Source organism: Pontibacter ruber (genome assembly GCF_023630205.1).
In the GTDB taxonomy this organism is placed as follows: Bacteria; Bacteroidota; Bacteroidia; order Cytophagales; family Hymenobacteraceae; genus Pontibacter; species Pontibacter ruber.
Window position 1 is genome coordinate 452,239 of sequence record NZ_JALPRR010000004.1, and the last position, 24,802, is coordinate 477,040.

Below are 24,802 nucleotides of genomic sequence, written 5' to 3' on the forward strand. Positions count from 1 at the left end.
CTGCTTACTTTTAGCTTCGTTTATACTTACCGCACATGGCAAACATCAGCCCTAAAACAACCCCTATATACCAGACGTCTGTTTTTACTTTTGAAGACCTGAATGCGCTGGAGCTATACTTTGAGCAGCCCAACCAGCAGTACATGTACGCGCGGTACAACAACCCAAACTCAGATGAGCTGGCAGAGGAAGTGAACAAGCTGGAAGGTGGTGGCGGTGCTGTGGTAACCTCGTCGGGTATGTCGGCCATACTGGTGGGTGTGCTGACTTATTGCCAGGCTGGCGACCATATCCTTTGTGCCGAAGAAATTTATGGTGGCTCGGCGGCATTGCTTTCGCAGGAGCTGACGCGCCTGGGCATGGAAGTGACCTATGTGCCGGGCGAGTCGATTTATAAGTTGGATAAGTATGTGCAGCCGAACACAAAGCTGTTGCTGGTAGAAACTATGAGCAACCCGCTGCTACAGGTGCTGGATGTGCAGCGTCTGGCCGAGGAAACAAAGCGCCAAAGTATAAAGCTGATGATAGACAATACCTTTGCCACGCCTATACTTACCAGACCACTAAGCCTGGGTGCCGACCTGGTGATCCATAGCGTGACCAAGTACCTTTCCGGGCACAGCGATGTAACGGCTGGGGTAGTTGTATGCAAGGCTGAAGATATTGAGCGGGCAAAGCAGATCACCAGGACCTATGGGCTGAACCTGAGCCCATTTGAAAGCTGGCTGGCAGCCCGAGGCCTGAAAACGTTGAAGCTGCGCATGCGTCAGCACAGTGCCAATGGCCTGGCTGTAGCCAACTTCTTAAACCAGCACCCGAAAGTAAAACAAGTATGGTACCCGGGGCTGGAGCAGCACCCGCAACATGAGCTGGCTACCGAGCAGGGCAACGGCATGTACAGTGGCATGTTGTCTTTCCAGATCAGCGATGAACTGGAGACGGTGAACAAGTTTATGCAGTCGCTGCAGCACATTCCGTTTGCGCCCTCGCTGGCAGGCGTGAGCACCTCCATTTCGCACCCGCTTCGTACGTCGCACCGCTCCCTGAGCCGGGAGCAACAGCAAAAGCTGGGTATTACGCTGGGGGTAATCCGCCTGTCAATAGGTATCGAGGATGCCGAAGAGATCATAGCTGACCTGGAGCAGGCGCTGGCTCAGATCTAAGACTGCATTAACTTAAGTATCGTGCCTGCTACTTTTGCCTGTTCTTCTTCAGTTAAACTGCTGCTGGAAGGGAGGCATAAGCCGGTGGCAAAAAGGGAGTCGCTGGTGCCGTTGCCATAATAGGGCGCGCCAGCAAAAAGTGGCTGCAGGTGCATTGGTTTCCAAAGTGGTCGCACTTCAATGTTCTGTGCCTCTAAGCCCAGGCGCAGGTCTTCCGGCGTTTTGCCGGTTGCCGGATCAATAAGTATGGTCGTGAGCCAACGGTTGGAGAAACAGGCTTTCGGTTCTGCCAGCAGGCTTATCCCCTCCGTGTGGCGGAAATGCTCCTGGTACATCCTGAATATCTCACGGCGCTGCTTTACGCGTTGCTCCAGTACCTCTATCTGTCCGCGCCCGATGCCTGCGCTGATGTTGCTCATGCGGTAGTTGTACCCCATCTGCGAGTGCTGGTAATAAGGGGCAGGGTCTTTGGCCTGTGCAGCAAGGAAACCCGCCTGTTTTGCCAGGTCTTCATCATTCGTTATCAGGGCACCGCCGCCGGAAGTAGTTATGATCTTGTTGCCGTTAAAGGAAAAGACGCCAATGCGCCCAAACGTGCCAAGCTGGTGGCCTCCGTAGCGGGAGCCAAGTGCTTCAGCGGCATCCTCAATCACAGGAATTCCATAGTGCTCGGCTATCTCCAGCAGTTCCTTCATTTTGGCAGGCATGCCGTAGAGGTGCACCAAAAGTATACAAGCTGGTTTCTTCCCAAGTCTTAACCTGTCTTCAATGGCTTGCTGCAAAGCCTCCGGGCTCATGTTCCAGGTTTCTGATTCGCTATCCACAAAAACAGGATGGGCGCCCATGTATAAAATAGGGTTAGCCGTTGCTACAAACGTGAAAGTAGAGCATAACACTTCGTCGCCGGGCTGTATACCCAACACACGCAAAGCCAGGTGTATGGCGGCCGTGCCGGAGTTAACCACTACCGCATGCCGGGAGTTGGTGTGCTGGCAGATGTCGTGCTCAAAACCCGGAATATTAGGCCCGGCTGTGGTTACCCAGTTGTCTTCCAGCGCCTTTTGCACATAGTTACGTTCGTGCCCGCCCATGTGCGGCACTGAGAGGAAGATTCGTCCGGGTCTATACATCATGATGCTTTATGATCTTTGCTGGTACACCTACAGCTGTGCAGTTATCGGGTATTGAATTGCTTACTACGGAGCCTGCTCCAATTTTGGTATGGCTGCCAATCTGCAGTCCCTGCAAAACAGTGGCGTTTGCTCCTAAAAACGCTCCCTCTCCCAAGTTAGTATTTCCGCCAAGATTTACACCGGGCATCAGCGAAACAAAATTTTCCAGCACGGCATCATGCCCCACAGTACAGTTGAGGTACACCAACACATGTTTGCCCAGTCGGATGTTGGTGGTGAGCACGGCGCCCTGAAATACCAAAGTGCCCTCGGCTAATTCAATATACTGGTACGGTTTGGGCTGCGCTGACGGATGAACAAGCGCCGGGAAAAAAAGACATGAATTGTGCTGAAGAGAAGTAACGAGCTGCTTTTTAACAGCAGGATACCCTACGGCAACGGCAACGTGCAGCTCCCTGTTAACCTGGGAAAGGTCGGTAAGGGAACCGAGGCAGGGAAAGCCGTTGATCTGGGTTTGCTGCAACGCCGGGTCATCATCATAAAAGCCAAGTATGTTCCACTGGGGCGTTACTTCGTTGATCTGATGGAGCAGCACCAGTACTTCGCGGCCCAAGCCACCAGCACCTGCTATGGCTATGTCTTTCATGCGTAGGTTTTATTTCCTTCGAAGCGAGGTGTTGTGGCATGGCCGGGTGCCTGTACATCGGCTCCGTTCCATACTTTCTTTATCGTTTTGAGGAGGATCAAGGCATCAGTTCTGAAGGAAAGATTTTCCACATACCAGAGGTCATGGGCAAACTTTTGCTCCCAGGCAATGGCGTTGCGTCCGTGCACCTGCGCCCAACCGGTGATGCCTGGTTTCACATCGTGGCGGCGTGCCTGCTCTTCGTTGTAGAGCGGGAGGTACTCCATCAGCAGCGGCCGTGGGCCGATCAGGCTCAGGTCACCCCGAAGCACATTGTAAAGCTGCGGCAACTCGTCCAGCGATGTTTTTCGGATCAAGCGCCCCAGTCTGGTCAGCCGTTCTTCATCCGGAAGCAATTGGCCCTGCGCATCCCGGAAATCGGCCATCGTTTTAAACTTGTACACGTAAATAGGCCTGCCTTGCCAGCCGGGGCGTTGCTGCCTGAAAAGTATACTTCCTCTATTCGCAACAGCTAACGCAAGCGATACCAGCAACAGCACAGGAGTGCCTGCCAGCGCAAGTATACTTGCCAGGGTCACATCCAGAAAGCGCTTTACATACTTTTGGTACATGGCAGAAGTAGCTTTTACGAATTTACAATTTTATTTTCTACACAACAGCTGCTTTGCGCGCATAATTCACTTGAGGCAAAGGAAGAGTCTGCAGAGGTGGCTGTATTTTTTTACCTTGCGATCTAAAATAGATTACACATGCTCGACTTCCCCAATGCAAAGCTTAACCTTGGCTTGTTAGTTACTTCCAAACGCACGGATGGTTTCCATAACCTGGAATCGTGTTTCTACCCGGTGCGGTGGACCGATGCCCTGGAGATACTGCCTGCAACTGAAAACAGCTTTACAACCAGCGGGCTGCCGGTGCCGGGCAACCCGGATTCGAACCTGTGCCTGAAGGCGTACCGCTTGTTGCAGCAGGACCATCAATTACCGCCGGTGCACATGCACCTGCACAAAGTGTTGCCTATGGGAGCGGGGTTGGGTGGTGGTTCTTCGAATGCCGCCTTTGCCCTGAAGATGCTCAATAATCTTTTTGAACTGAAGTTAAGCCCGGAGCAGCTGGAAAATTATGCCCGCCAGATTGGCAGCGACTGCGCTTTCTTTATCCGGAATAAGCCGGTGTTAGCGATAGAAAGAGGCGATGTGTTTCAGCCGATCGACCTGGACCTGAGCGGTTATACTTGCGTGGTGGTGTATCCGGGCATTCACATCACAACGGCAGAAGCTTACGGCAACATCGTACCAAAAGAGCCGGCACAGCCGCTGGCGGAGGTACTGAAGCAAGACATCAGCACCTGGAAAAACCAGCTGCACAACGATTTTGAGGAGGCATTATTCCCTAAATATTCGGTGCTGCCTGTGCTGAAGGAACAGCTTTACGAAGCCGGCGCGGCCTACGCCTCTATGACGGGTTCGGGCTCGGCGGTGTACGGATTGTTTAAAGGAGAAGCAGCTTTTAATTTAGTCTTCCCCCAGCACTACCTCGTCTGGAAAGGTTTGCTTTAGTTTCTTCCTGCGCTCGGCATACGAATCCAGGATCGGGTAGATGAACACGCTCATAAGTATAACGGCTGCTCCAAAATAGAAGTCGCTTGTCATTTGCTTGTTCTCGTTGAAGATCACCCAGGCAAGTAGAATGCCATATACCGGTTCCAGGTTCACGCTCAGGTTCATGGTATAGGCCGAGATGCGCTGCATCAGGCGTACCGAGCCAGTATAGGCATATACCGTACAGGCCAGCGACAGCACCAGCAGATATACCACATCCATGCCGCTCATGTTAAAATTAAGCACGCCGCTTTCTACAAAATTGGAAGTATAGATCGGGAAGAACAAGGCCGTGCCCAGGCAGGCGCCTACCATTTCGAAGCAGGTGATGGTGGTAGAAGGATGTACTTTAGCCAACCTGGAGTTGATGATGGTAAAGCTAGCGCCCAGCAAAGCAGAACCCACCGACATCAGAATGCCCAGCATGTTGTCGAAATTGGTTTCAGCCCGGAAGATGATATAAAGGCCCAGCAGGATGAGCAGTGCCAGCAGGATCTCGTGCGGTTTGATCTTCTTTTTTGTAAACATGGGCTCCAGAAATGCGGTCCAGAGGCTGGCTGTAGACAGACCAATAAGGCTGATGGAAACCGAAGACACCCGCGCTGAAGCAAAGAACAGCATCCAGTGGCCTGCAATCAGTATGCCGACGCCCATGAATTTCAAGGTATTGCCTTGGCCAAGCCACAATGGTGTGCCGCGCCTGTAGATGATGGCCACCAGGGCCAGTGCGGTGATCAGTGTGCGCAGAAACACCAGTTCAACGGCAGGTATCGAGATAAGCTTGCCAAGTATAGCCGTGAACCCCCACAGGAAAACAATAAAGTGTAATTCGAGATAATCCTTGAGACGTGGCATTAACGTGGAATGTAGCGGTAAAGTAAGAAGCCTATGCCTGTAAAAATAATGGTAGGAATCCAGGCGGCAATATGCGGTTCAATATCGCCTACCTGCGCCAGGCTACGGCTCGTGATCACGAAGATGATAAAGACAAAGGCCAGGAAGAAACCAAGCGCGATCTGCACCCCAACGCCTCCGCGGGCTTTGCGTGCGCTCACGATCACCCCGATGACGGTAAGTATGATGATGGCAAACGGGTAGCTGAAGCGCTCATACTTCTCGATCAGGTATATCTCGATGTCGTCGGCGCCGCGGTCCATCTTTTCATTGATGTAGCGGTTCAGCTCCGTAAGGGTCATGGTTTGCTCCAGCTTGTAGGTACTTTCAAAATCCTTTGGGAGCATGTTGAGGGTGGTGTCCAAGGCGCCGCCTTTGTAGATGGTTTCCTTTTCGCCGTCGAAGGTGCGCAGGGTATAGTTGTCTACGTGCCACTTCTGTTTCTCCGGGTTCCAGGCAACGCTGCTGGCCGTTAGTTTCTGGCTCAGCCTGGTGCCGTTTATTTTTTCGATCGCGAAGTTATACCCTACGTGCGATGTGTTGTTGTAGCTCTCCATGTACACAAAGGTTTCCGGAGCGATCTTCATGTGGATGTTTCGGCTGTCGTAAGTAAACGGGCTTTTTACATACTTCACCTGGAAGGCCACGCTCTCTTTGTTGGCATTCGGGATAACCCAGCCAATGAGGGCAAAAATAACGACCGCGATAAGGGAAGAGCCCATAACGTAAGGCACCAGCAGCCTTCGGAAACTGACGCCGCTGCTCAGGATGGCCACGATCTCGGTATGGGAAGCCAGCTTGGCCGTTACAAACACTGTTGCTATAAACACCGTGATCGGGCTCAGCATGTTGGCGTAGTACGGGATCAGGTTCAGGTAATAATCGAAGAGGATCTCCGAGATGGCCACGTTGTTCTTGATAAAGTCGTCGTTCTTCTCCGTGAAATCGATCACCAGAATTACCGACACAAGTATCAGCACCACGAACACGAAAGTGGTCAGGAACTTCTTCAGTATGTATTTATCGAGCAGCTTCATATTTTAATTATGAATTAGAAATTATGAATTATGGATTATGCGTGAGCTCAGAACTATAAAAGACTCATTCATAATTCAGCATTCATAATTCATAATTATTTACAATCGTGTCATCAGCTTCTTTACCATTACCTCTTTCCAGTCGCGGAAAGTTCTATTGATGATTTGCTGGCGTGCCTCTTTCACGAGCCAAAGGTAAAAGGTAAGGTTCTGTATACTTGCGATCTGGCCGGCCAGGTACTCGCCGCTGTGGATCAGGTGGCGCAGGTAGGCCTTGCTGTAGAAGGTGCTTGCGTAGCCGCCCAACTCCGCGTCGATCGGGCTGTGGTCGTTGGCCCACTTCTGGTTCTTAATGTTGATGATGCCCTGTGTGGTGAACAGCATGCCGTTTCGGGCATTGCGGGTTGGCAGCACGCAATCGAACATATCCACGCCCAGCGCAATGTTCTCCAGGATGTTGGCCGGCGTGCCCACGCCCATCAGGTAGCGCGGCTTGTCGGCAGGCAGGATGTCGCATACCACTTCGGTCATTTCGTACATCATCTCGGCCGGCTCGCCCACCGAAAGGCCGCCGATGGCATTGCCCTCGCGGCCGAAGCTGGCAATGGTCTCGGCCGACTGCACGCGCAGGTCTTTGTAGGTGCTGCCCTGCACGATCGGGAACAGCGTCTGGCTGTAGCCATACTTTGGCTCGGTGCTGTCGAAGCGGTCTACGCAGCGCTGCAGCCAGCGGTGCGTGCGCTCCATCGAGTGCTTGGCATAGATATAGTCGCAAGGGTAGGGAGTGCACTCGTCAAACGCCATGATGATGTCGGCACCAATAATGCGCTGCGTGTCCATCACGTTTTCCGGCGTGAAGTTGAGTGTAGAGCCATCGATGTGCGACTTAAACTTAACGCCCTCCTCTTTGATCTTGCGGGTACCGGCCAGCGAGAAAACCTGGTAGCCGCCGCTGTCGGTAAGTATAGGTCGGTCCCAGCCATTGAATTTGTGCAGGCCGCCTGCCTGCTCGAGTATGTTCAGGCCCGGGCGCAGGTACAGGTGGTAGGTATTGCCAAGTATGATCTGCGCTTTAATATCTTCTTTAAGCTCGCGCTGGTGCACCGCCTTTACGGTACCCGCTGTACCCACCGGCATAAAGATGGGCGTTTCGATGGCGCCGTGGTCGGTTTGTACCACGCCGGCACGCGCTTTGGATTGTATGTCTTTGGCTATTAAGGAGAACTGCATAGTGAAGTAGGTGCCGGCAAAGGCTGTGCTTATAACAACAGACTCCGGCGCGACCCCGTGGCCGCTAACGGTTTATTAGTTTACAATTAACCGGCAAAGATACAAAGTATGGCACCACAATCCATAATCAATTATTAAATCGGATGCGCTTCGGAAATGGCCGGATATTGGCTAATTTTGGATGTGCAATTTGTTCTACTGTAATCTCTCTTTCATTTGCTTACAATTATACTTTTAGCAGTGCTGGCTGCCTGTATTCTGGTGCAGCTATACTATGTGTTTTTTTATTTCCGGCCGCTCGCCAGGCACAAAGACGAAACAACAGACGCAGTGCGTCCGGTGTCGGTGGTGGTGGCGGCACACAACGAACTTGAGAACCTCGTGGAACTCCTGCCCATGCTGCTGGATCAGGAATACCCTGAGTTTGAAGTGGTGCTGGTAAACGACCGCTCCGACGACGACACCGAGTTCTATACTTATGAGCTGGAGCGCCAGTTCCCCAACTTTCGGGTGGTGACCATTAAAAAGACGCCGGAGTACCTGAATCCAAAGAAATATGCGTTAGCTTTGGGCATTCGCGCGGCAAAATACGAGCATATGTTGTTCACAGATGCCGATTGCCGCCCGTTTAGCAGCCGCTGGATTCAGGCCATGCAAAATGGCTATCAGCATGACACACAGGTAGTATTGGGCTATTCGCCCTATGTGGAGGAAAAAGGATTTTTAAATCATCTGATCCGATTTGAAACCTTCCTGACCGGAATTCAGTATTTGTCTCATGCAATCAAGGGTCGCGCTTACATGGGCGTGGGCCGAAACTTATCTTATACCAAAGCGTGTTTCTTTAGAAACAAAGGATTCGCTTCCCATATTAAGTCCATTGGTGGAGACGATGATCTCTTTGTCCGAGACGCGGTCAACAATAGTAAAGTAAACATTGTTATCAGCAAGGAAGGGCAGACGGCCAGCATTCCCAAAAAGACAGTTCGGGAATGGTTGATACAGAAAAGAAGGCACATGTCCGTTGGCACCCAGTATAAGCCCGCAGACAAGAGAAGGATAGGGGCATTCATTTCGTCAAACATTCTTTTTTATGTTCTCTGTATTACCGGTCTTGTTCTAAATAGCCATTTAGCTATATTGGGCGCATTATTCGGAGTCAGGTACCTGGCCGTTTATCCGGCTTATGTACTTGCAGCACGCAGGCTTGATGAAAAGTTATCGATGCCACTGTTACCAATACTCGAGGTGGCTTATTTTTTCAACTACCTGTTCCTTGGGGTATCTGTATTAATGTATAAAAAATTCAGATGGAAGTAAACAAACAATTCTCTGCAAAAGCAAAGCACGACTTTAAGCTCATTCAGGCCGCAGTGGAGGAGAATGACGAGAAAGCGTATGCCGAGCTCATGAGTATATATAAGAAGCCTGTATACCACGTGGTACTGAAGATGGTACGTAATGCTGACGACGCCGAAGACCTTACGATTGAGGCTTTTGCCAAAGCATTCCGTAACCTGCACAAGTTCAACCCGGAGTATGCATTCAGTACCTGGCTTTTCCGCATTGCGACAAACAACTGCATTGACTTTATCCGCAAGAACAGGATCAAGACCATGAGCATCGACTCGGCCATCAAAATTGATAATGGCGATGAGATCACGATCGACTTCAAGGACAAGAACCTGAACCCGCAGGAAGAAGCGATCAAGAACCAGAAGATCGAGATCATGCAGTATGTGGTGGCCAAGCTGCCGGAAAAATACCAGCGCCTGGTTACACTGCGTTACTTCAACGAGCTGAGCTACGAGGAGATCGCAACAGAGCTGAACGCTCCGCTTGGTACGGTTAAAGCCCAACTGCACCGCGCCCGAGAGTTGCTCTATGACATGGTGAAAAACAAGAAGCACCTCATCTAGAAAAGAAATTACTTATTGATCTTAAAGCCCCCGCTGCTGCCATAGCGGGGGCTTTATCTTTTAGTGCCACATCCGTTTATTTTATACTTTTGCAATTGCTACCAGGGCAGCAGCTATACTTCTAATTTAATCAGAGTTTCTGTTGAGAGAATTTATACTTGCGTTTATAGGCAGAGCTTATTTGAATCTTCGTTTCGGAAATAAAGAGCAGGTGCAGCAGGAACTTCAAAGAAAGTATGAAGGGCAGTTCCGGAATGCAGGAACCGTACTGCTGGCCGATACCTTTATGGCCCTGGCCGTAGTAGCCATAGTGGGCCTTATTGCCGCTGTTTTATACTTTATAACCAAGTAGCGACAACACCATTCATAATTCATAATTCGTAATTCATAATTAATAATTAATATGACCGCCATCCGTATGCTATTGTCAGGTTACTTTCCTGAACTCTCCGAAGACCAGCTGGCAAAGTATGAGCAGATGGCTGCGCTTTACCAGGAGTGGAACGAGAAGATCAACGTGATCTCGCGCAAGGACATGGACCAGCTGGGAGTGCACCACATCCTGCATTCGCTGGGTATAGCCAAGGTGATCCGGTTTCCGGAGCAGGCGCATGTGCTGGACGTAGGCACAGGAGGCGGTTTGCCCGGCCTGCCGCTGGCGGTAATGTTCCCGGAAGTACGTTTTCACCTGGTAGATTCTATCGGCAAAAAGATACATGTAGTGCAGGAGATAGCCCGCGAGCTGCACCTGCAGAATGTAGTGGCCACCCAAACGCGGGCCGAGCAGGTGCGCGAGAAGTTTGATTTTGTAGTAAGCCGTGCGGTTACCCGTTTGGCCAACTTCTACCCGTGGGTGATGAACAGCTTTAAGAAAGAAGCCATACCAGATAAAGGCATTTATTATCTGAAAGGCGGCGACTTAACAGAAGAAATTGCAGAATCGGGCCTCATCACCAAAGTATACAACCTCAGCGACTATTTCTCGGAAGAGTTCTTCGAAACCAAAAAGGTAGTATTTGTGCCTATGCCGTAGATTTCGGGTTTAGTATTTCATTTTTCGATATTCGTTGATTGTTCTTCGGTATGAACTACAAAATGTGGTTTCAAAGGTGTTCGAGATGCGAATATCTAAACACCATTAACGATCAACGAACTTACTCTTCTTCCAGCAGGAAGCGCACAGCCCGTGCTTCAGAGTAGTAAATGTCGTTACGCATGTCTTCGACAAAACCTACATGGCCGCCGTCCTGGGGCATTTCCAGGTAGAAGTATGGGTTCTGCTCGGCCTCCTCTGTAGGGTAGCACTTCTTCGACAGGAACGGATCGTTCTTGGCATTTACCAGCAGGGTAGGCACTTTGATGTTGAGCAGGAACTGCTTGCTGCTGACCTGGGTGTAGTAATCCTCAGCATTTTTGAAGCCATGTATGGGCGCCGTGAACCGGTCGTCGAATTCCGGGAAAGACCAGAAATTACTGTAGTTGGTAAGGTCTACCTGGTCGGGGTACATCTGCCGTTTCTGCTCCAGTTTCTGACCCAGTGTTTTAAGGAAGCGTTGCGTGTAAATCCTCGATATTTTCTTCGCCGACGACTTCAAATCTACTGGAACCGAGAAAACAGCTGCCCGCTTTATTTCTTGTGGTACCAGCTCCGGAGCCTCACCCAGATACTTCAGGCTGATATTTCCGCCGGCGCTAAAGCCTACCAGGTATACCGTTTCATAGCTGCCGCTACGCAGCGCATGACGCACAACCAGGTCCAGGTCGTCGGAGGCGCCCAGGTGGTAGGAGCGAAGCAGTTTGTTGGGCTCGCCACTGCAACTGCGGTAGTTCCAGGCCAGCGCATCCACGCCATGGCTGTTAAAGGCTTTCACCATACCCTGTATGTAGGGTCTGCCCGTATCGCCCTCCAGCCCATGCGACAGCACAACCAATTCACTGGAGCCTATTTTAGACCAGTCAACATCTATAAAATCTTCGTCAGGAGTAGTCAGGCGCTCCCGCTCGTAATATACTCCTGCCACCTGCCTGAACAAACTGGGAATAATGGTCTGGATGTGGCCGTTGAACAGGTAAAACGGTGGCTTATACTTGGATGGAAGTAAAGGCATTGTCGGTATAGTTTTGTATAACCTGTGTTATTGCTTACGAGAGTTTTGCAAAAATAATCTATTCAGATACACCTAAACCGGCTTTCACTTTTTTCACGTAACACAAACTATAACTAAAGAACACAGCAACTATGAAAATCATTACAAATTTAAAAGTTACAGGACTTATTCTGCTGATTGGCGCTTGTATCACGGCCTGTGAACCCGACACGCGGCAGGAGGCCAACCGGGATGTACAGGAACTGAAAGCGTGGGTAGACCAGAACAGCAAGCGTGCAGAAACAGCCACACAGGAAGAGTGGAACGAGATGAAAGAGGAGTATAACCAGCAAACTGCCGAACTGGAGAAAAAAAGCGCAGAATGGGACGAAGATGCTAAAAAGGAGTGGGAGCAGCTGAAAACCCGCTGGAACGAGACCGAAAACAAAGCAGAAGCCCGCCTGCGAAATGACGAAGGCGCCGCATTTGAAAATGATACTATAAACTAGCAGTACGTAAAAACCGAAGCAAAACAGGCTGTTGTGGCAAAGGCTGCAGCAGCCTGTTTTGTTTAAGTATAAGTGGTTGTTCTTCAGTTATTTTTTTGGTTCTTCGCACGGGGTAAATGATACAAAGAAAGTGGGCTGCCTGCGTATGAAATACGTACTGGTGCAATGCTTTTCTTTGTAAAATTACATTCTAATATCTATTTATTGCCGTATAAGACGAAATAAACAAATTAAATACAACTATGAAAATCGTATCTTATATCAAAACAATAGGACTTGCTATAGCAATTGGAGTGTTCACATTTAGCTGCTCTCAGGAGGCGCAGCACGAAACGAATGCAGAAGCAAATGAAGTGCAAACAGAAACCGATGCAGAAATTGATGAAGCTCAGGCTGAAACCAATGCAGAGGTAAACGAGGCCCAAACAGAGGCAAACGCGGAATATAGCGATTTCTCTGCCTGGGTAGACGAGAATTCAAAGAAAGCAGAGACGGCAACAAAAGAGGAGTGGAGAGAAATGAAGGCCGAGTATAACCGTCGTGAAGCAGAACTGGATGCGAAAAGCAATACCTGGGACGAAGACGCCAAGCAAGGATGGCAAAGCGTAAAAGACCGCTGGAACAAAACAGAAGATAAAGTTCAGAGCCGTCTGGGCGACATCGACGATGTGGATGTTGACGTAAACGTAAAGAAAGATAAGAATTAATTTTATTCCTGTTTTCATAAGAAAAGCTGCTGCTGTACCTTTACAGCAGCAGCTTTTTTATTTGGGCAGAACTGCGTCACTACCTTCCGGTAAGCTATGCACAGCAGTTGCAGGTATAGTAATACAATGCTCAGGCAGTTAAGGGAAACTCAGCGATACCGTTGAAATAAGTTTTTCACTAGATTTATCGGGGAGAGGCTTTGGAAATTAAGTTGAAAGGGTTTACCTTTGCAAACTCATTAAGGAATCGGAACAAAGATTTAATTCATTATTATAAAATAACATGGCTAACCACAAGTCGGCATTAAAGAGAATCAGAGCGAATAACGCAAAACGTCTTCGTAACAGATATCAGGCGAAAACTACTCGTACTTTCATCAAAAGGTTGAAGAGCACTACTGATCAGGGTGAGGCGCAGGAACTGTACAAGACAGTTTCTTCAATGATTGACCGTCTGGCTAAGAAAAACATCATCCACAAAAACAAGGCTGCTCACAACAAGTCTAAGTTAGCGAAATTCGTTAACGGCCTGGCTGCAGCTTAATTTTTGTAGACACCGTTTCCGAAGCCTTACACTAGCGTGTAAGGCTTTTTGTGTTTGTAGCCATACAGGAGGGGTAAAGCAACAGCTTGAGAAGTATAAATGCGTCCTATTACGCTGGCATGCGTTATACTTGCATGTGCAAGCAGTGGTATAGAACCGCAACTGAGCTGAGCAGTGCTGTGAGGTAGTCCTATACATACTATAAAACAAAAAGCCCGAAGCAACGCATTGCTTCGGGCTTTTGCATGTAGGCTAAGTATAAAGCTATACTATACTTAACTTGATCATGTTTGTACGCTTCTGCTCAACAAGCGGCATGCTGGCCGTGTTGATGAACACATCTCCTTTGTTCAGGTAACCGCTGTCGATCAGAATCTGTTTGATGTCGGCAATGGTTGCGTCCGTAGATTCGAACTTGTCATAGAAAAAGCCGCGTGTTCCCCATACCAGGTTCAGGGTGCTCAGGAGCCTTTTGTTTTCCGTGAAAATGAAGATATCGGATTTAGGACGGTGCTTGGCTATCTGGAATGCAGTATAACCGGATTTGGTCATGCCGATGATAGCGCGTGCGTTGGTGTCGCGGGCCAGGTTACAGGCGTTCGCAACCAGGCTGTCGCTGTAGAACGTGTCGGAGTGCGGGTTCAGCACGTAGCTTTTGTTAAACACATCCGCGTGTAGTTCCACGTTCTGGATGGTAAGGTTCATGCTTCTGATGGTCTCGATCGGGTAGGCACCCGCAGCTGTTTCAGCACTGAGCATCAGGGTGTCTGCACCGTCTATTACAGCGTTGGCGATATCGTTGGTCTCGGCGCGTGTCGGGCGAGGGTTTACGATCATGCTCTCCATCATCTGTGTGGCAATAATAACAGGCTTGGAAGCCTTGTTACATTTCTCCACAATCATCTTCTGCAGCATAGGCACCTGCTCCATACCGATCTCTACACCCAGATCGCCACGGGCTACCATCAGTGCATCCGATGCATGTATGATCTCGTCTATGTTTTTGATCGCTTCCGGCTTTTCGATCTTGGCAATTACGCGGGTGTCTTTGCCACGCTCCGCTATGATACGCTTGATCTCCTGGATGTCTTCTACTTTGCGCACAAAAGAAAGGGCCACCCACTCAACATCATGGTCCAGGCCAAAGTGCAGGTCGCGCAGGTCTTTCTCAGTCAGGGAAGGTGCGGATACTTTGGTGTCGGGCAGGTTGATTCCTTTGCGTGGTTTTACCAGACCTCCATAAATTACTTCAACCTCTACTTCAAGGTCGTGATCGGTGTGCACAACTTTTGCTTCCAGTTTGCCATCGTCGATGAGGATACGGTCGCCCACGTGTGCGTCTTTGGCCAGCAAAGTATAGCTCGTAGAGAGTCTGCCTGGTACACTTACCGAACCATCGCAAACAATCTTGATGCGCTCTCCTTCTTTTATTTCTACACCGCCGCCTTCAGCTTCGCCGATCCGGATCTTAGGGCCCTGCAGGTCCTGCACCAGGCAGATGTTTGTGTTGTACTGTTTGTTTATATCGCGCACATAATTTATCACCTGCAAGTGCTGCTCGTGTTCGCCGTGTGAGAAATTAAGGCGAAAGGCATCCACGCCGGCCTGTACTAAAGCCAACAGCATATCTTGAGTGTTGCTGGCAGGGCCGATAGTGGCCAGTACTTTCGTTTTATTAAAAGAAATGTTCATCGTTAGAAAATCAGGTTCTCCCTGAACTTAAGTGTAAGCGGATCAAATTGTTTCACGTACTGCACCATCGAAGATTTTATAAGTCTGTTTATAAATTCCTGAGGATGGTATTGTTGCATGCCTCCTGTAACCTGCAGCACATAATCAAATTCTTTGAGGTCGGGGAGCATGAATGCTTTTTTCAGGTTCTGCGTGCCGAATGCCTTGTTACGGAACAGCCGGATGATACTGTGCTCTGTGCTATGTGCATAGTTGGAAATCAGAAGCCGTTCTTTTTCCTGTAAATCGTAGCAAAGGTCCTGCTGCTTAACAAGATGCAGATTAAATAATCTGTTCAATGCCCAGGCCAGCTTGTAGTCTTTGATAGGAGATACCACCCCAAAGAGGGTAAATCCGTAATCATACTCTATGTCCAGCTGCATTGGTTTCATGGTGTAGTAAGCAGTAATTCTCAAAAATAAGAACCTTAACCAGTAAAAAGGCAAATTGGATACAAAAGTTTTGAAAGAGAAGGATAAGAGTAATTTTTTTTGACATTGTCTGTCGAAATATATTTCTTTGCACAGTGTTTTAAATAACTATAAGAAAAATGTCAGAAATCGCAGAAAAAGTAAAAGCTATCATCATTGATAAGCTTGGTGTTGAAGAGTCAGAGGTTACTCCAGAGGCGAGCTTCACTAACGACCTTGGCGCTGATTCTTTGGATACTGTTGAGCTTATCATGGAATTCGAAAAAGAATTCAACGTATCTATCCCAGATGATCAGGCTGAAAACATCGCTACTGTAGGTCAGGCTATCAGCTACCTGGAGGAGCACGCAAAATAACATTACCCTTATTACCCTTAGTTTATCAAGATTAAATTTCTACTATCTATCCTCTACTAGCAGCTTATGGAGCTTAAGAGAGTTGTAGTTACTGGGCTAGGCGCACTCACGCCAATTGGAAGTACGGTATCCGAATACTGGAACGGATTGTCTAATGGCGTGAGTGGAGCCGCACCTATTACACGTTTCGACGCGAGTAAGTTTAAGACCCAGTTTGCCTGTGAAGTAAAAGGATATGTGCCTGAGAATTACTTCGACCGTAAAGAGGCCCGTAAAATGGACCTGTTTACCCAGTTTGCGATGATTGTTGCCGATGAGGCAGTCCAGGACGCAAACCTGGTTGAAGGAAGTTTCAACCCTGACCGCGTAGGTGTGATCTGGGGCTCTGGTATCGGTGGCCTGCGTACCTTCCAGGAAGAGTGCGTAAACTTTGCCAACGGTGACGGAACGCCTCGTTTCAATCCTTTCTTCATCCCGAAGATGATCGCCGACATCAGCGCTGGCCAGATCTCCATTAAGTATGGCTTCCGCGGTCCTAACTTTGTGACCGTATCTGCCTGTGCTTCTGCTACCAACGCCATCATCGATTCGTTCAACTATATCCGCCTGGGTATGGCCGATGTGATTGTAACGGGTGGTTCGGAGGCTGCTGTAACGGAGGCCGGTATCGGAGGTTTTAACGCCCTGAAAGCCCTTTCAGAGCGCAACGATTCCCCGGAAACTGCTTCGCGTCCGTTCGACAAAGACCGTGACGGCTTTGTGCTGGGCGAAGGTGCTGGTGCCCTGATCGTAGAAGAGTATGAGCATGCAAAAGCACGCGGTGCCAAGATCTATGCTGAGATCATTGGTGGCGGTATGTCTGCTGATGCGTACCATATCACTGCTCCACACCCGGAAGGTTTGGGTGCGCTGAACGTAATGAAAAACGTACTGCGCGATGCCAACATCAGACCGGAGGAAGTAGACTACATCAACGTGCACGGTACATCCACACCACTTGGTGACATCAGTGAGGCAAAAGCTATTGAGACTGTGTTTGGCGACCATGCCTACAACCTCAACATCAGCTCTACCAAATCGATGACAGGACACTTACTGGGTGCTGCCGGAGCTATTGAGGCAATTGCTTCGATCCTGGCTATGCAGAACAGCCTGGTGCCACCTACTATTAACCACTTTACCGATGACGAGAGCTTCAATCCGCGCCTGAACTTTACGTTCAACAAGGCACAGGAGCGTGAAGTACGTGTTGCCCTGAGCAATACCTTCGGTTTTGGTGGTCACAACACTTCTGTTTTATTCAGACAATTTAAGGATTAGTGTTTGGTCCAATTAAACCGGTTCGGCGCTTTTATCAACGTTTATTTACCCGAGATAAAGAATTAATACGCGCTATTGCCGGTATTATTGGCTCCACACCCGATAATATCCGCCTGTATAAGCTTGCCCTTACCCATACCTCGTTCGCTCGACAGGCAGCTGCCGGTAAGCACGAGACCAACGAGCGTCTGGAGTTTTTAGGGGATGCTGTACTTGGCGCTGTGGTGGCCGAACTGCTCTTCAAGAAATTTCCGTACGAAGACGAAGGCTTTATGACCGAGATCCGCTCCCGCATTGTGAACCGGGAGTCGCTGAATCATATTGCCTTGAAGATCGGGCTGAACCTGCTGGTAAAAGTAGATACAAGCAGCTCCAGTACCCGGCACAAATCTGTAAACGGCAATGCCCTGGAGGCGCTGGTAGGGGCCATTTACCTAGACAAAGGATATGACCAGACCCGCCGCTTTATACTTGGCCGGTTGATCAAACCCCATGTTGATCTGCACAAACTGGTTAACACCACGTCTAACTTCAAGAGCAAGCTGATCGAGTGGGCGCAAAGCCAGAACCTGGATATCCGCTTCGAGATCGTACACCGCAAGCAGCACGGCAACACCACTGAATTTACCTGCGAGATTTACATCGACGACAAGCCTATTGCCGCTGCTGCCGGGCTGTCTAAAAAGAAAGCCGACCAGGCCGCTGCCGAAAAAGCCGTGGAGCTCCTTAAGATCGAGTAATTGCTAAATTGTTGATTGCTTACTTGTTATAGTTAAACTATAGCCTGGCTTGCTAGGCATTTTGATTTAGTTTAATTATCATCCTTCCTTTATCTTTTCCGATTCTTTTCTCAGCACTTCTTTGTACACTTGTTCTCTTACCGATTAAATGTAAGTCGAGGTAGAACTGGACTTTGCAGGCACTAGTATCCACTCCTGCGTCCAAGCAATTTAACAATAAAGCAATTCAACAATTAAGGCTAACTTGCCTGCACATAGTTGCGTTCAAGAGCCCATATGGAAGAAACTAAGCTTATACTGGCGGGCGCCGCCCTAAACCAGACACCCTTGGATTGGGAGAACAATCTCCTGAATATAAAGAATGCTATTACAGAAGCTATTACCCATAACGTAGACATCCTGTTACTGCCGGAGCTTTGCATAACAGGCTATGGTTGCGAAGATCTTTTTCTGCACCCATGGCTGGCTGATGAAACATTCGGGAAGCTGCTGCAGGTGAAGGAATGGTGTGAGGGCATAACAGTTTGCCTGGGAGTGCATTTGCTGCTGGGCCGCGATGTATACAACACCGCCTGCGTTATCAGAAACAAAGAGATCGTTGGATTTACTGCCAAGCAATTCCTGGCCCGGGATGGCGTGCATTACGAGCCACGCTGGTTTACACCCTGGCCGGCCAACGAAGTACAGGAATTCGAAGTGCTGGGGCAGCGCTACCCTATCGGTGATATCATTTATGAAGAGCAGGGCGTAAAGTTTGCCTTCGAGATATGCGAGGATGCCTGGCGCCCTAACCGCCCGGCAGAGCGGCACCTGCCTAAAGGCGTGCAGTTGATCCTGAACCCAAGCGCAAGCCACTTTGCCCTGAGTAAAACAGACGTACGCCACAGGCTGGTAGTGGAGGCTTCGCAGAAGTACCGCTGCGCCTACCTGTATGCGAACCTGCTTGGCAACGAAGCTGGCAGTATGATCTACGACGGGGAGGTGCTCATTGCCCAGAACGGCAAACTGATACGCCGCAACGAGCTGTTGAGCTTTAAGGATGTAGACTTGGAACTGGCCGAAGTATGCTTTGGCGATAACCCCACCATTGCTGAAACGATAGAATACCTTCCACCCATTGACGAGAACAGGGAACTGATCGCAGCGCTGAGCCTGGCACTGTTTGATTATATGCGCAAGAGCCGCAGCCGTGGCTTTGTGCTGTCGCTGAGCGGCGGCGCCGATTCGTCGTTGTGTGCTGTGGCCGTGGCCGAAATGGTGCGACGGGGCGTGGAGCAACTGGGCGTGCTGGGGTTTGTGGCAAAAGCCCGCATGTTCGGATTGAAAGATGCTGCTTATTTCGATATGATACCCGAAGAGCAGGTGGTAAGAGAACTGGTAGGCCGCTTGCTTACCTGCGCTTACCAAGGCACAGTTAACTCCTCGGATGATACTTTTACGTCAGCCCGCGAGCTGGCGGAATCGATCGGTGCTGTGTTTCATGCCTGGACCATCGATGATGAAGTAAGAGGGTATATCTCCAAGATAGAGGATGCTATTGACAGAACCCTGACCTGGGAGAAGGATGATGTAACGCTGCAGAACATACAGGCACGGGTGCGTGCTCCTGGTATCTGGATGCTGGCCAACATCAACAACGCATTGTTGCTGGCTACCTCTAACCGCAGCGAGGCCGCCGTAGGCTATGCTACCATGGATGGCGATACGGCAGGTAGTATCTCACCGATCGCAGGTATAGACAAAGCCTTTATCCGGCAGTTCCTGATCTGGATGCAGCGCGAGCTTGGCTACGAAGGGCTGCAGTACGTCAATAGCCTGCAGCCAACCGCCGAGTTGCGGCCTTCATCCGAAGCACAGACCGATGAGAAGGATCTGATGCCTTATGAGATACTCAACAAGATCGAACGGCTTGCCTTCTACGATCGCCTCTCTCCAAAACAAGTATACGAGCAGCTCTTGGCAGATGGCACGGCTTCGGAAGATGTGGCCGAAGCCTATGTGGAGAAGTTTTATACTTTATGGACACGTAACCAGTGGAAACGTGAGCGCTATGCGCCCTCGTTCCACCTCGACGACTATAACCTGAACCCACGCAGCTGGCTTCGTTTCCCGATCCTGAGCGGAGGCTTCCGCGATGAGTTGTTGTCGTTGCGCGATTAACCTGACTTGCCAAGTATAAACAAGTATAAAGCAGCCTCTCCTGCACCTGTAGCAGGAGAGGCTGTTCTGTTTTAAGGTTACCCTGTTGCAGCGCATGGCTTTTTACCTTCTCCCGAATTATTGTAACTTTGACCATTACCTTACACACGACTATGAGCATCCTTCAGTATATTACCTGGAATGTTGATCCGGAGATCTTTTCCATAGGCCCGCTTTCCATCAGGTGGTATGGCCTGCTTTTCGCGCTCGGTTTCCTGCTGGGGCAGCGCATCCTCACTAAAATTTATGTGGCAGAAGGCCGCACGGAAGGCGATGTGGATGTGATCACGCTGTACATGATCATTGGTACGGTGGTGGGCGCACGCCTGGGCCATACCTTGTTTTATGCCCCGGATTACTACCTGAGTAACCCGATCGAGATCCTGAAGATATGGGAAGGCGGTCTGGCCAGCCATGGCGCTACGATCGGTATTTTGCTTGCGCTCTGGATCTTCAGCCGCCGGCAGAAATTCGATTATATGTGGGTGCTTGATCGTATCGTGATCGTGGTGGCTTTGGGAGGAGCCCTCATCCGCATGGGTAATCTGATGAACTCCGAGATCTTCGGCCACCCGACAAACGTGCCGTGGGCCTTTATTTTTGTGCGTAACACTGAATTTTCGCAGGTGCCGCGCCATCCAACGCAATTGTATGAGGCGCTAAGTGTGTTCCTGTTATTTGTAGGGCTGTACTGGCTTTGGAACAAGTATAAAAGCGCGCTGCCAAAAGGCTTGCTTTTCGGTATTTTCGTTACGGCGCTTTTCACGTTCCGCTTCCTGGTGGAGTTCCTGAAAGAGAACCAGGAGGATTTTGAAAACACCATGGCCCTGAACATGGGGCAGATCCTGAGCATTCCGCTTATCCTGGTGGGTATCTTCATCCTGTTCCGGGTGTGGCAGAATCCGAAGCCAGCCTTGCCTGGCGGCAGACTGACGGCAGAAGATCAGCCTAAAGCGAAGGCAAACAAGTAAAAGGCTTTTGCAGCAAGTATAAAAACAGGAGCGCCTGGCAGTTATTCTGCCAGGCGCTCCTGTTTACGTTTAAAGCAAAGTATACTTTCGCCAATTTATAGTTTATACCTGTACAGGTTGCCGCCCTCGCTTGTGATCACCAACGTGCTATTGTCTTCAAAAGCGACTCCTTCCGTCTGCCCGGCTTCTTTTAAGGGAATGCTCTTATACTTGTTTTTGAAGAATGTAGTCGGGTCGCTGAGGCCTGCGAACAAGTGCATGCCCCCTTCGCTGAGCAACACAACGCTTTTGCCATCAGGGCTCACTGCTGCATCAGTTACCGGCTTGTTTAGCTTTACGCTCCCAACCAGTTTTGCCTGGTGCTTGCCCGGCTCGTCAGACAGTTGGTATACTTTGGCCGTTTGTTTGCGCCCTCTGTCTTTGGAGATCAGGTAAACGTTGCCCCCGTACCAGAATATTGCCTCACAATCGAAGTTCATTTCTTTTTTGGCAGGAGGGTAGGCTTTCTGATCTTCATAAGTATAGCGGATAGCTTCTGGGTTATCAATATCAGCCAAACTTACTTTATAGACAGCGAGCTCGCGGCGGCTGTTGTCGTTGTTGCCTGTATCGCCGATGTAAAAATTCTCCTCATCATCCCGGGCCAGCGCTTCCCAATCTACGTTAGGCAGCTGTAGTTTATACGTCTCGATGAGTTTGCCTTTCTCATCCAGCTCATACAAATAAGGTTTGTTGCCGGCATCGTTGTGGGTTATAAAATGGCCGTTTTTCGGAAGCACTTCAACACCCGAGCTTTCTTTTACCTGTTCGGGCAACGCAGCAAGTTTGGTGAGTTTTCCGGGCGGGTTAGCACTACCTGTGTTTCCGTCCCGTAGAAAATAGAACAGGAGGGCCACAAGGGGCAGAAACAGGAGTAGTACTTTCGTCATAAGCTTCATAGCATAGGGTTTAAAGTAGCGGTAACCGGTGAATTGTATAACGGCAAGCAGTTGCCGTATGGTTGCGTAAATATCCTGTAATTGACAGTCAGGGTGGTTTGGTCCTGCGGATTCCTGAATTACTTATATAAATATCAAACGCATGAACTTCAAGAAGATAAAGGAGACCTGCCTGTATGTGTCAGACCTGGAGCAAAGCAAAGCCTTCTATAATGGTAAATTAGGAATGCAGGTGATCGGGGAGGTGCCCAACAGGCACGTCTTCTTCAGGGCAGGGGAGTCGGTGCTGCTGTGCTTTATATCGGAAGCCTCCCGGAAAGAAGGCAAGCTACCGCCGCACTACGGCAGCGGGCACCTGCACCTGGCTTTTGAAGTCGAAAAAGAGCAGTATGACGGTTGGAAGGAAAAAGTAAAGCGCCTGGGCATACCGGTAGAACAGGAGTATGACTGGGGTGGCGGCTACCTCTCTTTCTACTTCCGCGACCCCGACAAACACCTGCTGGAGGTGGTGATGACAGGCATGTGGGAGAGGGGAGGGAAATGATTGAATTTTGAATGAGTGAATACTAATTCTGAATAACTCAATTTTGATTGATTGAATAAGATACGGAGCAGCAAAAGTATAAAGCCGGTAGGTCGTAAGCCCTTGCTGCGTGTTTTCACCAGCAAGTATAAAGGCAGTGGAAGTATGGCTTGTAATTTAAAATCAATACGTTGAACAAGCTAAATTGCTGATCGTAAAACAGTAACATTATACTTGTTATAAGTATAATGTTACTGCCTGCCTTATCTTACTGCTCCACTTTTCTTCACCCTCGGAAGCTGAACTTACTTTCTAAAATCTTTAATACCATGAACGAATCAGCAGCTGTAAAGCAAAACTCGACTGGTCAGCCCTCCGTGAACCCCAACAAGGCCTTGTGGGAGAAGGGTGATTTTACCCGTATAGCAGAGACCATGCGCGAAAGCGGGGCTGCCCTGGTGGCAGCACTCGGCGTAAAGGCAGGGCTCGACGTACTTGACCTTGGCTGCGGCGATGGTACCACTGCCATTCCGGCAGCTAAACTGGGAGCCAATGTGTTGGGGGTAGACATCTCCAGTAAGCTTGTGGCTGCCGCAAAGAGACGGGCTGAAGAGGAAGGACTGACCAATATTAAGTTTCAGGAAGGGGACGCCTGCGACTTGCAGGGTCTGCAGAATAAGAGCTTCGATCTTGCGATGAGTATCTTTGGTGCCATGTTTGCCCCTAAGCCATTTGAAGTGGCCAAAGAAATGGTACGGGTTACGCGTCCGGGCGGGCGGGTTGTTATGGGCAACTGGATACCGGGAGATCCTACTCTTGTAGCCCAACTACTCAGGATCAGTTCTGCCTACACACCGCCTCCACCGGAAGGATTTATAAGCCCGATGCTATGGGGCGTAGAAAGTCATGTTATCGAACGCTTCACCAAAGCGGGCGTGCCTGAAGAGAATATCTCCTTCCTAAAAGATACTTATACTTTCAAAGCGCCTTTCCCGCCGTTAGAGTTTGTGCGCAGGTTCAGGCATTACTATGGCCCAACCATGAATGCGTTTGAAGCAGCGGAAAAGAATGGCAAAGCCGAGGGGTTGCAGCGTGAACTGGAAGAGCTGTTCAACAGCAAAAACGAAAGCAAGCAGGAAAACACCCTCCTGATCCCAGCCACGTTCCTGCGCGTAACCGTTCAGTGCTGAAAGAGTAAGTGTAGAAATTACAGAGGTATTTCTGGTCTCAGATAAGGGATGCAGCAAACGAGCTCGTTTAGCAGAGGCATTGTGGGCGTACGTAACCTGGTAGGACGTATGCCCTTGCTGCATGTTTTCACCAGCAAGTATAAGGCGGTTGAAGTATAGTTTATTGGTAAGAGCACCCACAAGTGCGGGAGTTTACTATTAGTTAAGCTAATTACTAATCAAGAGAATTCATCAAACTTCCTTTCCAGTTTGGATATTGCTCATCCAATAGCAAAGAGTCACGTCTGGTCAGACATCCCAGCGGTTCTTCATGCTTAATGATATTTCCATCCCGACTAAACCTTAGATTTCTGACAGTGCTTATCTCCTGCCCTTGACTACAGGTAATTTGCTCTATTTTTCCATTCTCGAAGTATCGGATTGCTTTTCCCTTATTGTAAAATGCGACAGTATCGCCACTGTCAAAAAAAGCGACACTGAAGCTGGTCATACCTTTGACATACTTTGTTTTAGTCCTCACCTTCCCATTCTTAGAGTAGCTCATGGTCCAACCATGTAGCGTATCTTCTTTGAAGCTTTTAGTCACTTTCAGACTCCCGCTATCAAAATACTCAAATGACTGTCCATCAATTTTACCATCTATGCAAGGGATTAATAACTTCAGTTTACCATTGGGATAATAGTACTTAGACTCTCCATGTAATTTATCACTGATTAACCGTACTTCAGATTCTAATACTCCATCCTCATAATAGGTTTTGACTACTCTTTGCTCATTGCTGGTACATGCAAGTAGTAATAGCGGAAATAGTACTCCGATAAAGCTGTTAATATTTCTCATTTATTTTTTGTCTACTCCTGCTGGAAATACTAAAGAGTTAAATGTCTATAAATCTTCGTCTCTAGCACAATACTGCTAGTAGAGAGTAAGTA

General features: G+C 49.2%; 27 protein-coding genes. 16 read left to right on the top strand and 11 right to left on the bottom strand.

From position 1 onward, the window contains the following. The first annotated feature begins 35 nt into the window (after nucleotides 1-35). Nucleotides 36-1,163, top strand: coding sequence for a trans-sulfuration enzyme family protein (locus MJ611_RS18565; protein ID WP_250431940.1), 1,128 nt, complete (start codon nucleotides 36-38; stop codon nucleotides 1,161-1,163). Here MJ611_RS18565 and MJ611_RS18570 read toward each other — a convergent pair. From MJ611_RS18570 to MJ611_RS18580, 3 genes are read right to left on the bottom strand one after another with little or no spacing between them, the layout of a single operon-like run. Further along, nucleotides 1,160-2,296, bottom strand: coding sequence for a DegT/DnrJ/EryC1/StrS family aminotransferase (locus tag MJ611_RS18570; protein WP_317233155.1), 1,137 nt, complete (start codon nucleotides 2,294-2,296; stop codon nucleotides 1,160-1,162). The two genes, MJ611_RS18565 and MJ611_RS18570, sit on opposite strands and share 4 nt — an antisense overlap. Next, nucleotides 2,286-2,942, bottom strand: a complete 657-nt coding sequence (locus MJ611_RS18575; RefSeq protein WP_250431941.1) for an acetyltransferase — start codon at nucleotides 2,940-2,942, stop codon at nucleotides 2,286-2,288. The genes MJ611_RS18570 and MJ611_RS18575 overlap by 11 nt, the downstream gene beginning before the upstream one ends. Continuing rightward, nucleotides 2,939-3,553, bottom strand: a complete 615-nt coding sequence (locus MJ611_RS18580) for a sugar transferase (RefSeq protein ID WP_250431942.1) — start codon at nucleotides 3,551-3,553, stop codon at nucleotides 2,939-2,941. Before MJ611_RS18580 ends, MJ611_RS18575 begins: the two co-directional genes overlap by 4 nt. A gap of 138 nt (nucleotides 3,554-3,691) precedes the next feature. Here MJ611_RS18580 and ispE point away from each other — a divergent pair, with 138 nt between their 5' ends. Further along, nucleotides 3,692-4,501: a 4-(cytidine 5'-diphospho)-2-C-methyl-D-erythritol kinase gene (gene ispE / locus MJ611_RS18585; protein WP_250431943.1), complete on the top strand. Its 810-nt coding sequence runs from the start codon at nucleotides 3,692-3,694 to the stop codon at nucleotides 4,499-4,501. Here the strand turns inward: ispE and MJ611_RS18590 are convergent. From MJ611_RS18590 to tgt, 3 genes are all read right to left on the bottom strand, one after another. Continuing rightward, on the bottom strand, nucleotides 4,457-5,398 hold the full coding sequence (locus MJ611_RS18590; RefSeq protein WP_250431944.1) for a DMT family transporter: 942 nt from the start codon (nucleotides 5,396-5,398) through the stop codon (nucleotides 4,457-4,459). The genes ispE and MJ611_RS18590 overlap by 45 nt on opposite strands. After that, nucleotides 5,398-6,474, bottom strand: coding sequence for an LptF/LptG family permease (locus MJ611_RS18595; protein WP_250431945.1), 1,077 nt, complete (start codon nucleotides 6,472-6,474; stop codon nucleotides 5,398-5,400). Before MJ611_RS18595 ends, MJ611_RS18590 begins: the two co-directional genes overlap by 1 nt. Nucleotides 6,475-6,573: 99 nt before the next feature. Beyond that, nucleotides 6,574-7,704 (bottom strand): tRNA guanosine(34) transglycosylase Tgt, encoded by a 1,131-nt coding sequence (gene tgt, locus MJ611_RS18600; RefSeq protein ID WP_250431946.1) that lies wholly within the window; start codon nucleotides 7,702-7,704, stop codon nucleotides 6,574-6,576. 216 nt (nucleotides 7,705-7,920) lie between these two features. Here tgt and MJ611_RS18605 point away from each other — a divergent pair, with 216 nt between their 5' ends. The 4 genes from MJ611_RS18605 to rsmG all read left to right on the top strand — a co-directional run bounded on the left by MJ611_RS18605 (nucleotide 7,921) and on the right by rsmG (nucleotide 10,656). After that, on the top strand, nucleotides 7,921-9,024 hold the full coding sequence (locus tag MJ611_RS18605) for a glycosyltransferase (protein ID WP_250431947.1): 1,104 nt from the start codon (nucleotides 7,921-7,923) through the stop codon (nucleotides 9,022-9,024). Next, nucleotides 9,015-9,623: an RNA polymerase sigma factor gene (locus MJ611_RS18610; protein WP_007659731.1), complete on the top strand. Its 609-nt coding sequence runs from the start codon at nucleotides 9,015-9,017 to the stop codon at nucleotides 9,621-9,623. Before MJ611_RS18605 ends, MJ611_RS18610 begins: the two co-directional genes overlap by 10 nt. Before the next feature lie 181 nt (nucleotides 9,624-9,804). Further along, nucleotides 9,805-9,975: a hypothetical protein gene (locus MJ611_RS18615; protein ID WP_250431948.1), complete on the top strand. Its 171-nt coding sequence runs from the start codon at nucleotides 9,805-9,807 to the stop codon at nucleotides 9,973-9,975. Nucleotides 9,976-10,026: 51 nt separating this feature from the next. Then, the gene (rsmG, locus tag MJ611_RS18620; protein ID WP_250431949.1) at nucleotides 10,027-10,656 is read left to right on the top strand and encodes a 16S rRNA (guanine(527)-N(7))-methyltransferase RsmG; all 630 of its coding nucleotides are present in this window, start codon (nucleotides 10,027-10,029) and stop codon (nucleotides 10,654-10,656) included. Between the two features lie 121 nt (nucleotides 10,657-10,777). Here the strand turns inward: rsmG and MJ611_RS18625 are convergent, their stop codons facing one another. Further along, nucleotides 10,778-11,731, bottom strand: a complete 954-nt coding sequence (locus tag MJ611_RS18625) for a YheT family hydrolase (RefSeq protein ID WP_250431950.1) — start codon at nucleotides 11,729-11,731, stop codon at nucleotides 10,778-10,780. A gap of 131 nt (nucleotides 11,732-11,862) precedes the next feature. Between MJ611_RS18625 and MJ611_RS18630 the strand changes: the two genes are divergently transcribed. From MJ611_RS18630 to rpsT, 3 genes are all read left to right on the top strand, one after another. Next, nucleotides 11,863-12,219, top strand: coding sequence for a hypothetical protein (locus MJ611_RS18630; protein WP_250431951.1), 357 nt, complete (start codon nucleotides 11,863-11,865; stop codon nucleotides 12,217-12,219). A 242-nt stretch (nucleotides 12,220-12,461) separates the two neighbouring features. Continuing rightward, complete coding sequence (locus MJ611_RS18635) at nucleotides 12,462-12,926, top strand: hypothetical protein (protein ID WP_250431952.1); 465 nt, start codon at nucleotides 12,462-12,464, stop codon at nucleotides 12,924-12,926. Nucleotides 12,927-13,209: 283 nt separating this feature from the next. Then, nucleotides 13,210-13,470, top strand: coding sequence for a 30S ribosomal protein S20 (gene rpsT, locus MJ611_RS18640; RefSeq protein ID WP_250431953.1), 261 nt, complete (start codon nucleotides 13,210-13,212; stop codon nucleotides 13,468-13,470). A gap of 264 nt (nucleotides 13,471-13,734) precedes the next feature. Here rpsT and pyk read toward each other — a convergent pair whose 3' ends face one another. Together pyk and MJ611_RS18650 are read right to left on the bottom strand one after the other, a co-directional pair. Beyond that, nucleotides 13,735-15,162: a pyruvate kinase gene (gene pyk / locus MJ611_RS18645; RefSeq protein ID WP_250431954.1), complete on the bottom strand. Its 1,428-nt coding sequence runs from the start codon at nucleotides 15,160-15,162 to the stop codon at nucleotides 13,735-13,737. 2 nt (nucleotides 15,163-15,164) lie between these two features. Further along, nucleotides 15,165-15,593, bottom strand: coding sequence for an IPExxxVDY family protein (locus MJ611_RS18650; protein WP_250431955.1), 429 nt, complete (start codon nucleotides 15,591-15,593; stop codon nucleotides 15,165-15,167). A 158-nt stretch (nucleotides 15,594-15,751) separates the two neighbouring features. Here MJ611_RS18650 and MJ611_RS18655 point away from each other — a divergent pair, with 158 nt between their 5' ends. The 5 genes from MJ611_RS18655 to lgt all read left to right on the top strand — a co-directional run bounded on the left by MJ611_RS18655 (nucleotide 15,752) and on the right by lgt (nucleotide 21,218). Beyond that, nucleotides 15,752-15,988: an acyl carrier protein gene (locus MJ611_RS18655; RefSeq protein ID WP_007659745.1), complete on the top strand. Its 237-nt coding sequence runs from the start codon at nucleotides 15,752-15,754 to the stop codon at nucleotides 15,986-15,988. A 66-nt stretch (nucleotides 15,989-16,054) separates the two neighbouring features. After that, nucleotides 16,055-17,308, top strand: a complete 1,254-nt coding sequence (gene fabF, locus MJ611_RS18660) for a beta-ketoacyl-ACP synthase II (RefSeq protein WP_250431956.1) — start codon at nucleotides 16,055-16,057, stop codon at nucleotides 17,306-17,308. Beyond that, the gene (rnc, locus tag MJ611_RS18665; protein WP_250431957.1) at nucleotides 17,308-18,048 is read left to right on the top strand and encodes a ribonuclease III; all 741 of its coding nucleotides are present in this window, start codon (nucleotides 17,308-17,310) and stop codon (nucleotides 18,046-18,048) included. Before fabF ends, rnc begins: the two co-directional genes overlap by 1 nt. 276 nt (nucleotides 18,049-18,324) lie before the next feature. Then, complete coding sequence (nadE, locus tag MJ611_RS18670; protein ID WP_250431958.1) at nucleotides 18,325-20,208, top strand: NAD(+) synthase; 1,884 nt, start codon at nucleotides 18,325-18,327, stop codon at nucleotides 20,206-20,208. Nucleotides 20,209-20,360: 152 nt separating this feature from the next. Next, a complete protein-coding gene (gene lgt / locus MJ611_RS18675; protein ID WP_250431959.1) occupies nucleotides 20,361-21,218 on the top strand; it encodes a prolipoprotein diacylglyceryl transferase in 858 nt (285 codons plus the stop codon). A gap of 95 nt (nucleotides 21,219-21,313) precedes the next feature. Here lgt and MJ611_RS18680 read toward each other — a convergent pair whose 3' ends face one another. Next, nucleotides 21,314-22,147, bottom strand: coding sequence for a hypothetical protein (locus tag MJ611_RS18680; RefSeq protein WP_250431960.1), 834 nt, complete (start codon nucleotides 22,145-22,147; stop codon nucleotides 21,314-21,316). Nucleotides 22,148-22,298: 151 nt separating this feature from the next. On the opposite strand from MJ611_RS18680, the gene MJ611_RS18685 reads away from it, so the two are divergent. Together MJ611_RS18685 and MJ611_RS18690 are read left to right on the top strand one after the other, a co-directional pair. Then, complete coding sequence (locus MJ611_RS18685) at nucleotides 22,299-22,700, top strand: VOC family protein (RefSeq protein ID WP_250431961.1); 402 nt, start codon at nucleotides 22,299-22,301, stop codon at nucleotides 22,698-22,700. Nucleotides 22,701-23,008: 308 nt separating this feature from the next. Further along, entirely contained in the window at nucleotides 23,009-23,869 is an 861-nt protein-coding gene (locus tag MJ611_RS18690) for a class I SAM-dependent methyltransferase (protein ID WP_250431962.1), read from the top strand. Nucleotides 23,870-24,083: 214 nt separating this feature from the next. Here the strand turns inward: MJ611_RS18690 and MJ611_RS18695 are convergent, their stop codons facing one another. Continuing rightward, nucleotides 24,084-24,710, bottom strand: coding sequence for a toxin-antitoxin system YwqK family antitoxin (locus MJ611_RS18695; protein WP_250431963.1), 627 nt, complete (start codon nucleotides 24,708-24,710; stop codon nucleotides 24,084-24,086). Nucleotides 24,711-24,802: the final 92 nt, after the last annotated feature.

Bases quoted from the DNA above. Each gene is read 5' to 3' on its own strand.
- MJ611_RS18565 (WP_250431940.1), top strand. From the start codon at position 36: ATGGCAAACATCAGCCCTAAAACAACCCCTATATACCAGACGTCTGTT.
- MJ611_RS18570 (WP_317233155.1), bottom strand. From the start codon at position 2,296: ATGATGTATAGACCCGGACGAATCTTCCTCTCAGTGCCGCACATGGGC.
- MJ611_RS18575 (WP_250431941.1), bottom strand. From the start codon at position 2,942: ATGAAAGACATAGCCATAGCAGGTGCTGGTGGCTTGGGCCGCGAAGTA.
- MJ611_RS18580 (WP_250431942.1), bottom strand. From the start codon at position 3,553: ATGTACCAAAAGTATGTAAAGCGCTTTCTGGATGTGACCCTGGCAAGT.
- ispE (WP_250431943.1), top strand. From the start codon at position 3,692: ATGCTCGACTTCCCCAATGCAAAGCTTAACCTTGGCTTGTTAGTTACT.
- MJ611_RS18590 (WP_250431944.1), bottom strand. From the start codon at position 5,398: ATGCCACGTCTCAAGGATTATCTCGAATTACACTTTATTGTTTTCCTG.
- MJ611_RS18595 (WP_250431945.1), bottom strand. From the start codon at position 6,474: ATGAAGCTGCTCGATAAATACATACTGAAGAAGTTCCTGACCACTTTC.
- tgt (WP_250431946.1), bottom strand. From the start codon at position 7,704: ATGCAGTTCTCCTTAATAGCCAAAGACATACAATCCAAAGCGCGTGCC.
- MJ611_RS18610 (WP_007659731.1), top strand. From the start codon at position 9,015: ATGGAAGTAAACAAACAATTCTCTGCAAAAGCAAAGCACGACTTTAAG.
- rsmG (WP_250431949.1), top strand. From the start codon at position 10,027: ATGACCGCCATCCGTATGCTATTGTCAGGTTACTTTCCTGAACTCTCC.
- MJ611_RS18625 (WP_250431950.1), bottom strand. From the start codon at position 11,731: ATGCCTTTACTTCCATCCAAGTATAAGCCACCGTTTTACCTGTTCAAC.
- MJ611_RS18630 (WP_250431951.1), top strand. From the start codon at position 11,863: ATGAAAATCATTACAAATTTAAAAGTTACAGGACTTATTCTGCTGATT.
- MJ611_RS18635 (WP_250431952.1), top strand. From the start codon at position 12,462: ATGAAAATCGTATCTTATATCAAAACAATAGGACTTGCTATAGCAATT.
- rpsT (WP_250431953.1), top strand. From the start codon at position 13,210: ATGGCTAACCACAAGTCGGCATTAAAGAGAATCAGAGCGAATAACGCA.
- pyk (WP_250431954.1), bottom strand. From the start codon at position 15,162: ATGAACATTTCTTTTAATAAAACGAAAGTACTGGCCACTATCGGCCCT.
- MJ611_RS18650 (WP_250431955.1), bottom strand. From the start codon at position 15,593: ATGAAACCAATGCAGCTGGACATAGAGTATGATTACGGATTTACCCTC.
- MJ611_RS18655 (WP_007659745.1), top strand. From the start codon at position 15,752: ATGTCAGAAATCGCAGAAAAAGTAAAAGCTATCATCATTGATAAGCTT.
- fabF (WP_250431956.1), top strand. From the start codon at position 16,055: ATGGAGCTTAAGAGAGTTGTAGTTACTGGGCTAGGCGCACTCACGCCA.
- nadE (WP_250431958.1), top strand. From the start codon at position 18,325: ATGGAAGAAACTAAGCTTATACTGGCGGGCGCCGCCCTAAACCAGACA.
- lgt (WP_250431959.1), top strand. From the start codon at position 20,361: ATGAGCATCCTTCAGTATATTACCTGGAATGTTGATCCGGAGATCTTT.
- MJ611_RS18680 (WP_250431960.1), bottom strand. From the start codon at position 22,147: ATGACGAAAGTACTACTCCTGTTTCTGCCCCTTGTGGCCCTCCTGTTC.
- MJ611_RS18685 (WP_250431961.1), top strand. From the start codon at position 22,299: ATGAACTTCAAGAAGATAAAGGAGACCTGCCTGTATGTGTCAGACCTG.
- MJ611_RS18690 (WP_250431962.1), top strand. From the start codon at position 23,009: ATGAACGAATCAGCAGCTGTAAAGCAAAACTCGACTGGTCAGCCCTCC.
- MJ611_RS18695 (WP_250431963.1), bottom strand. From the start codon at position 24,710: ATGAGAAATATTAACAGCTTTATCGGAGTACTATTTCCGCTATTACTA.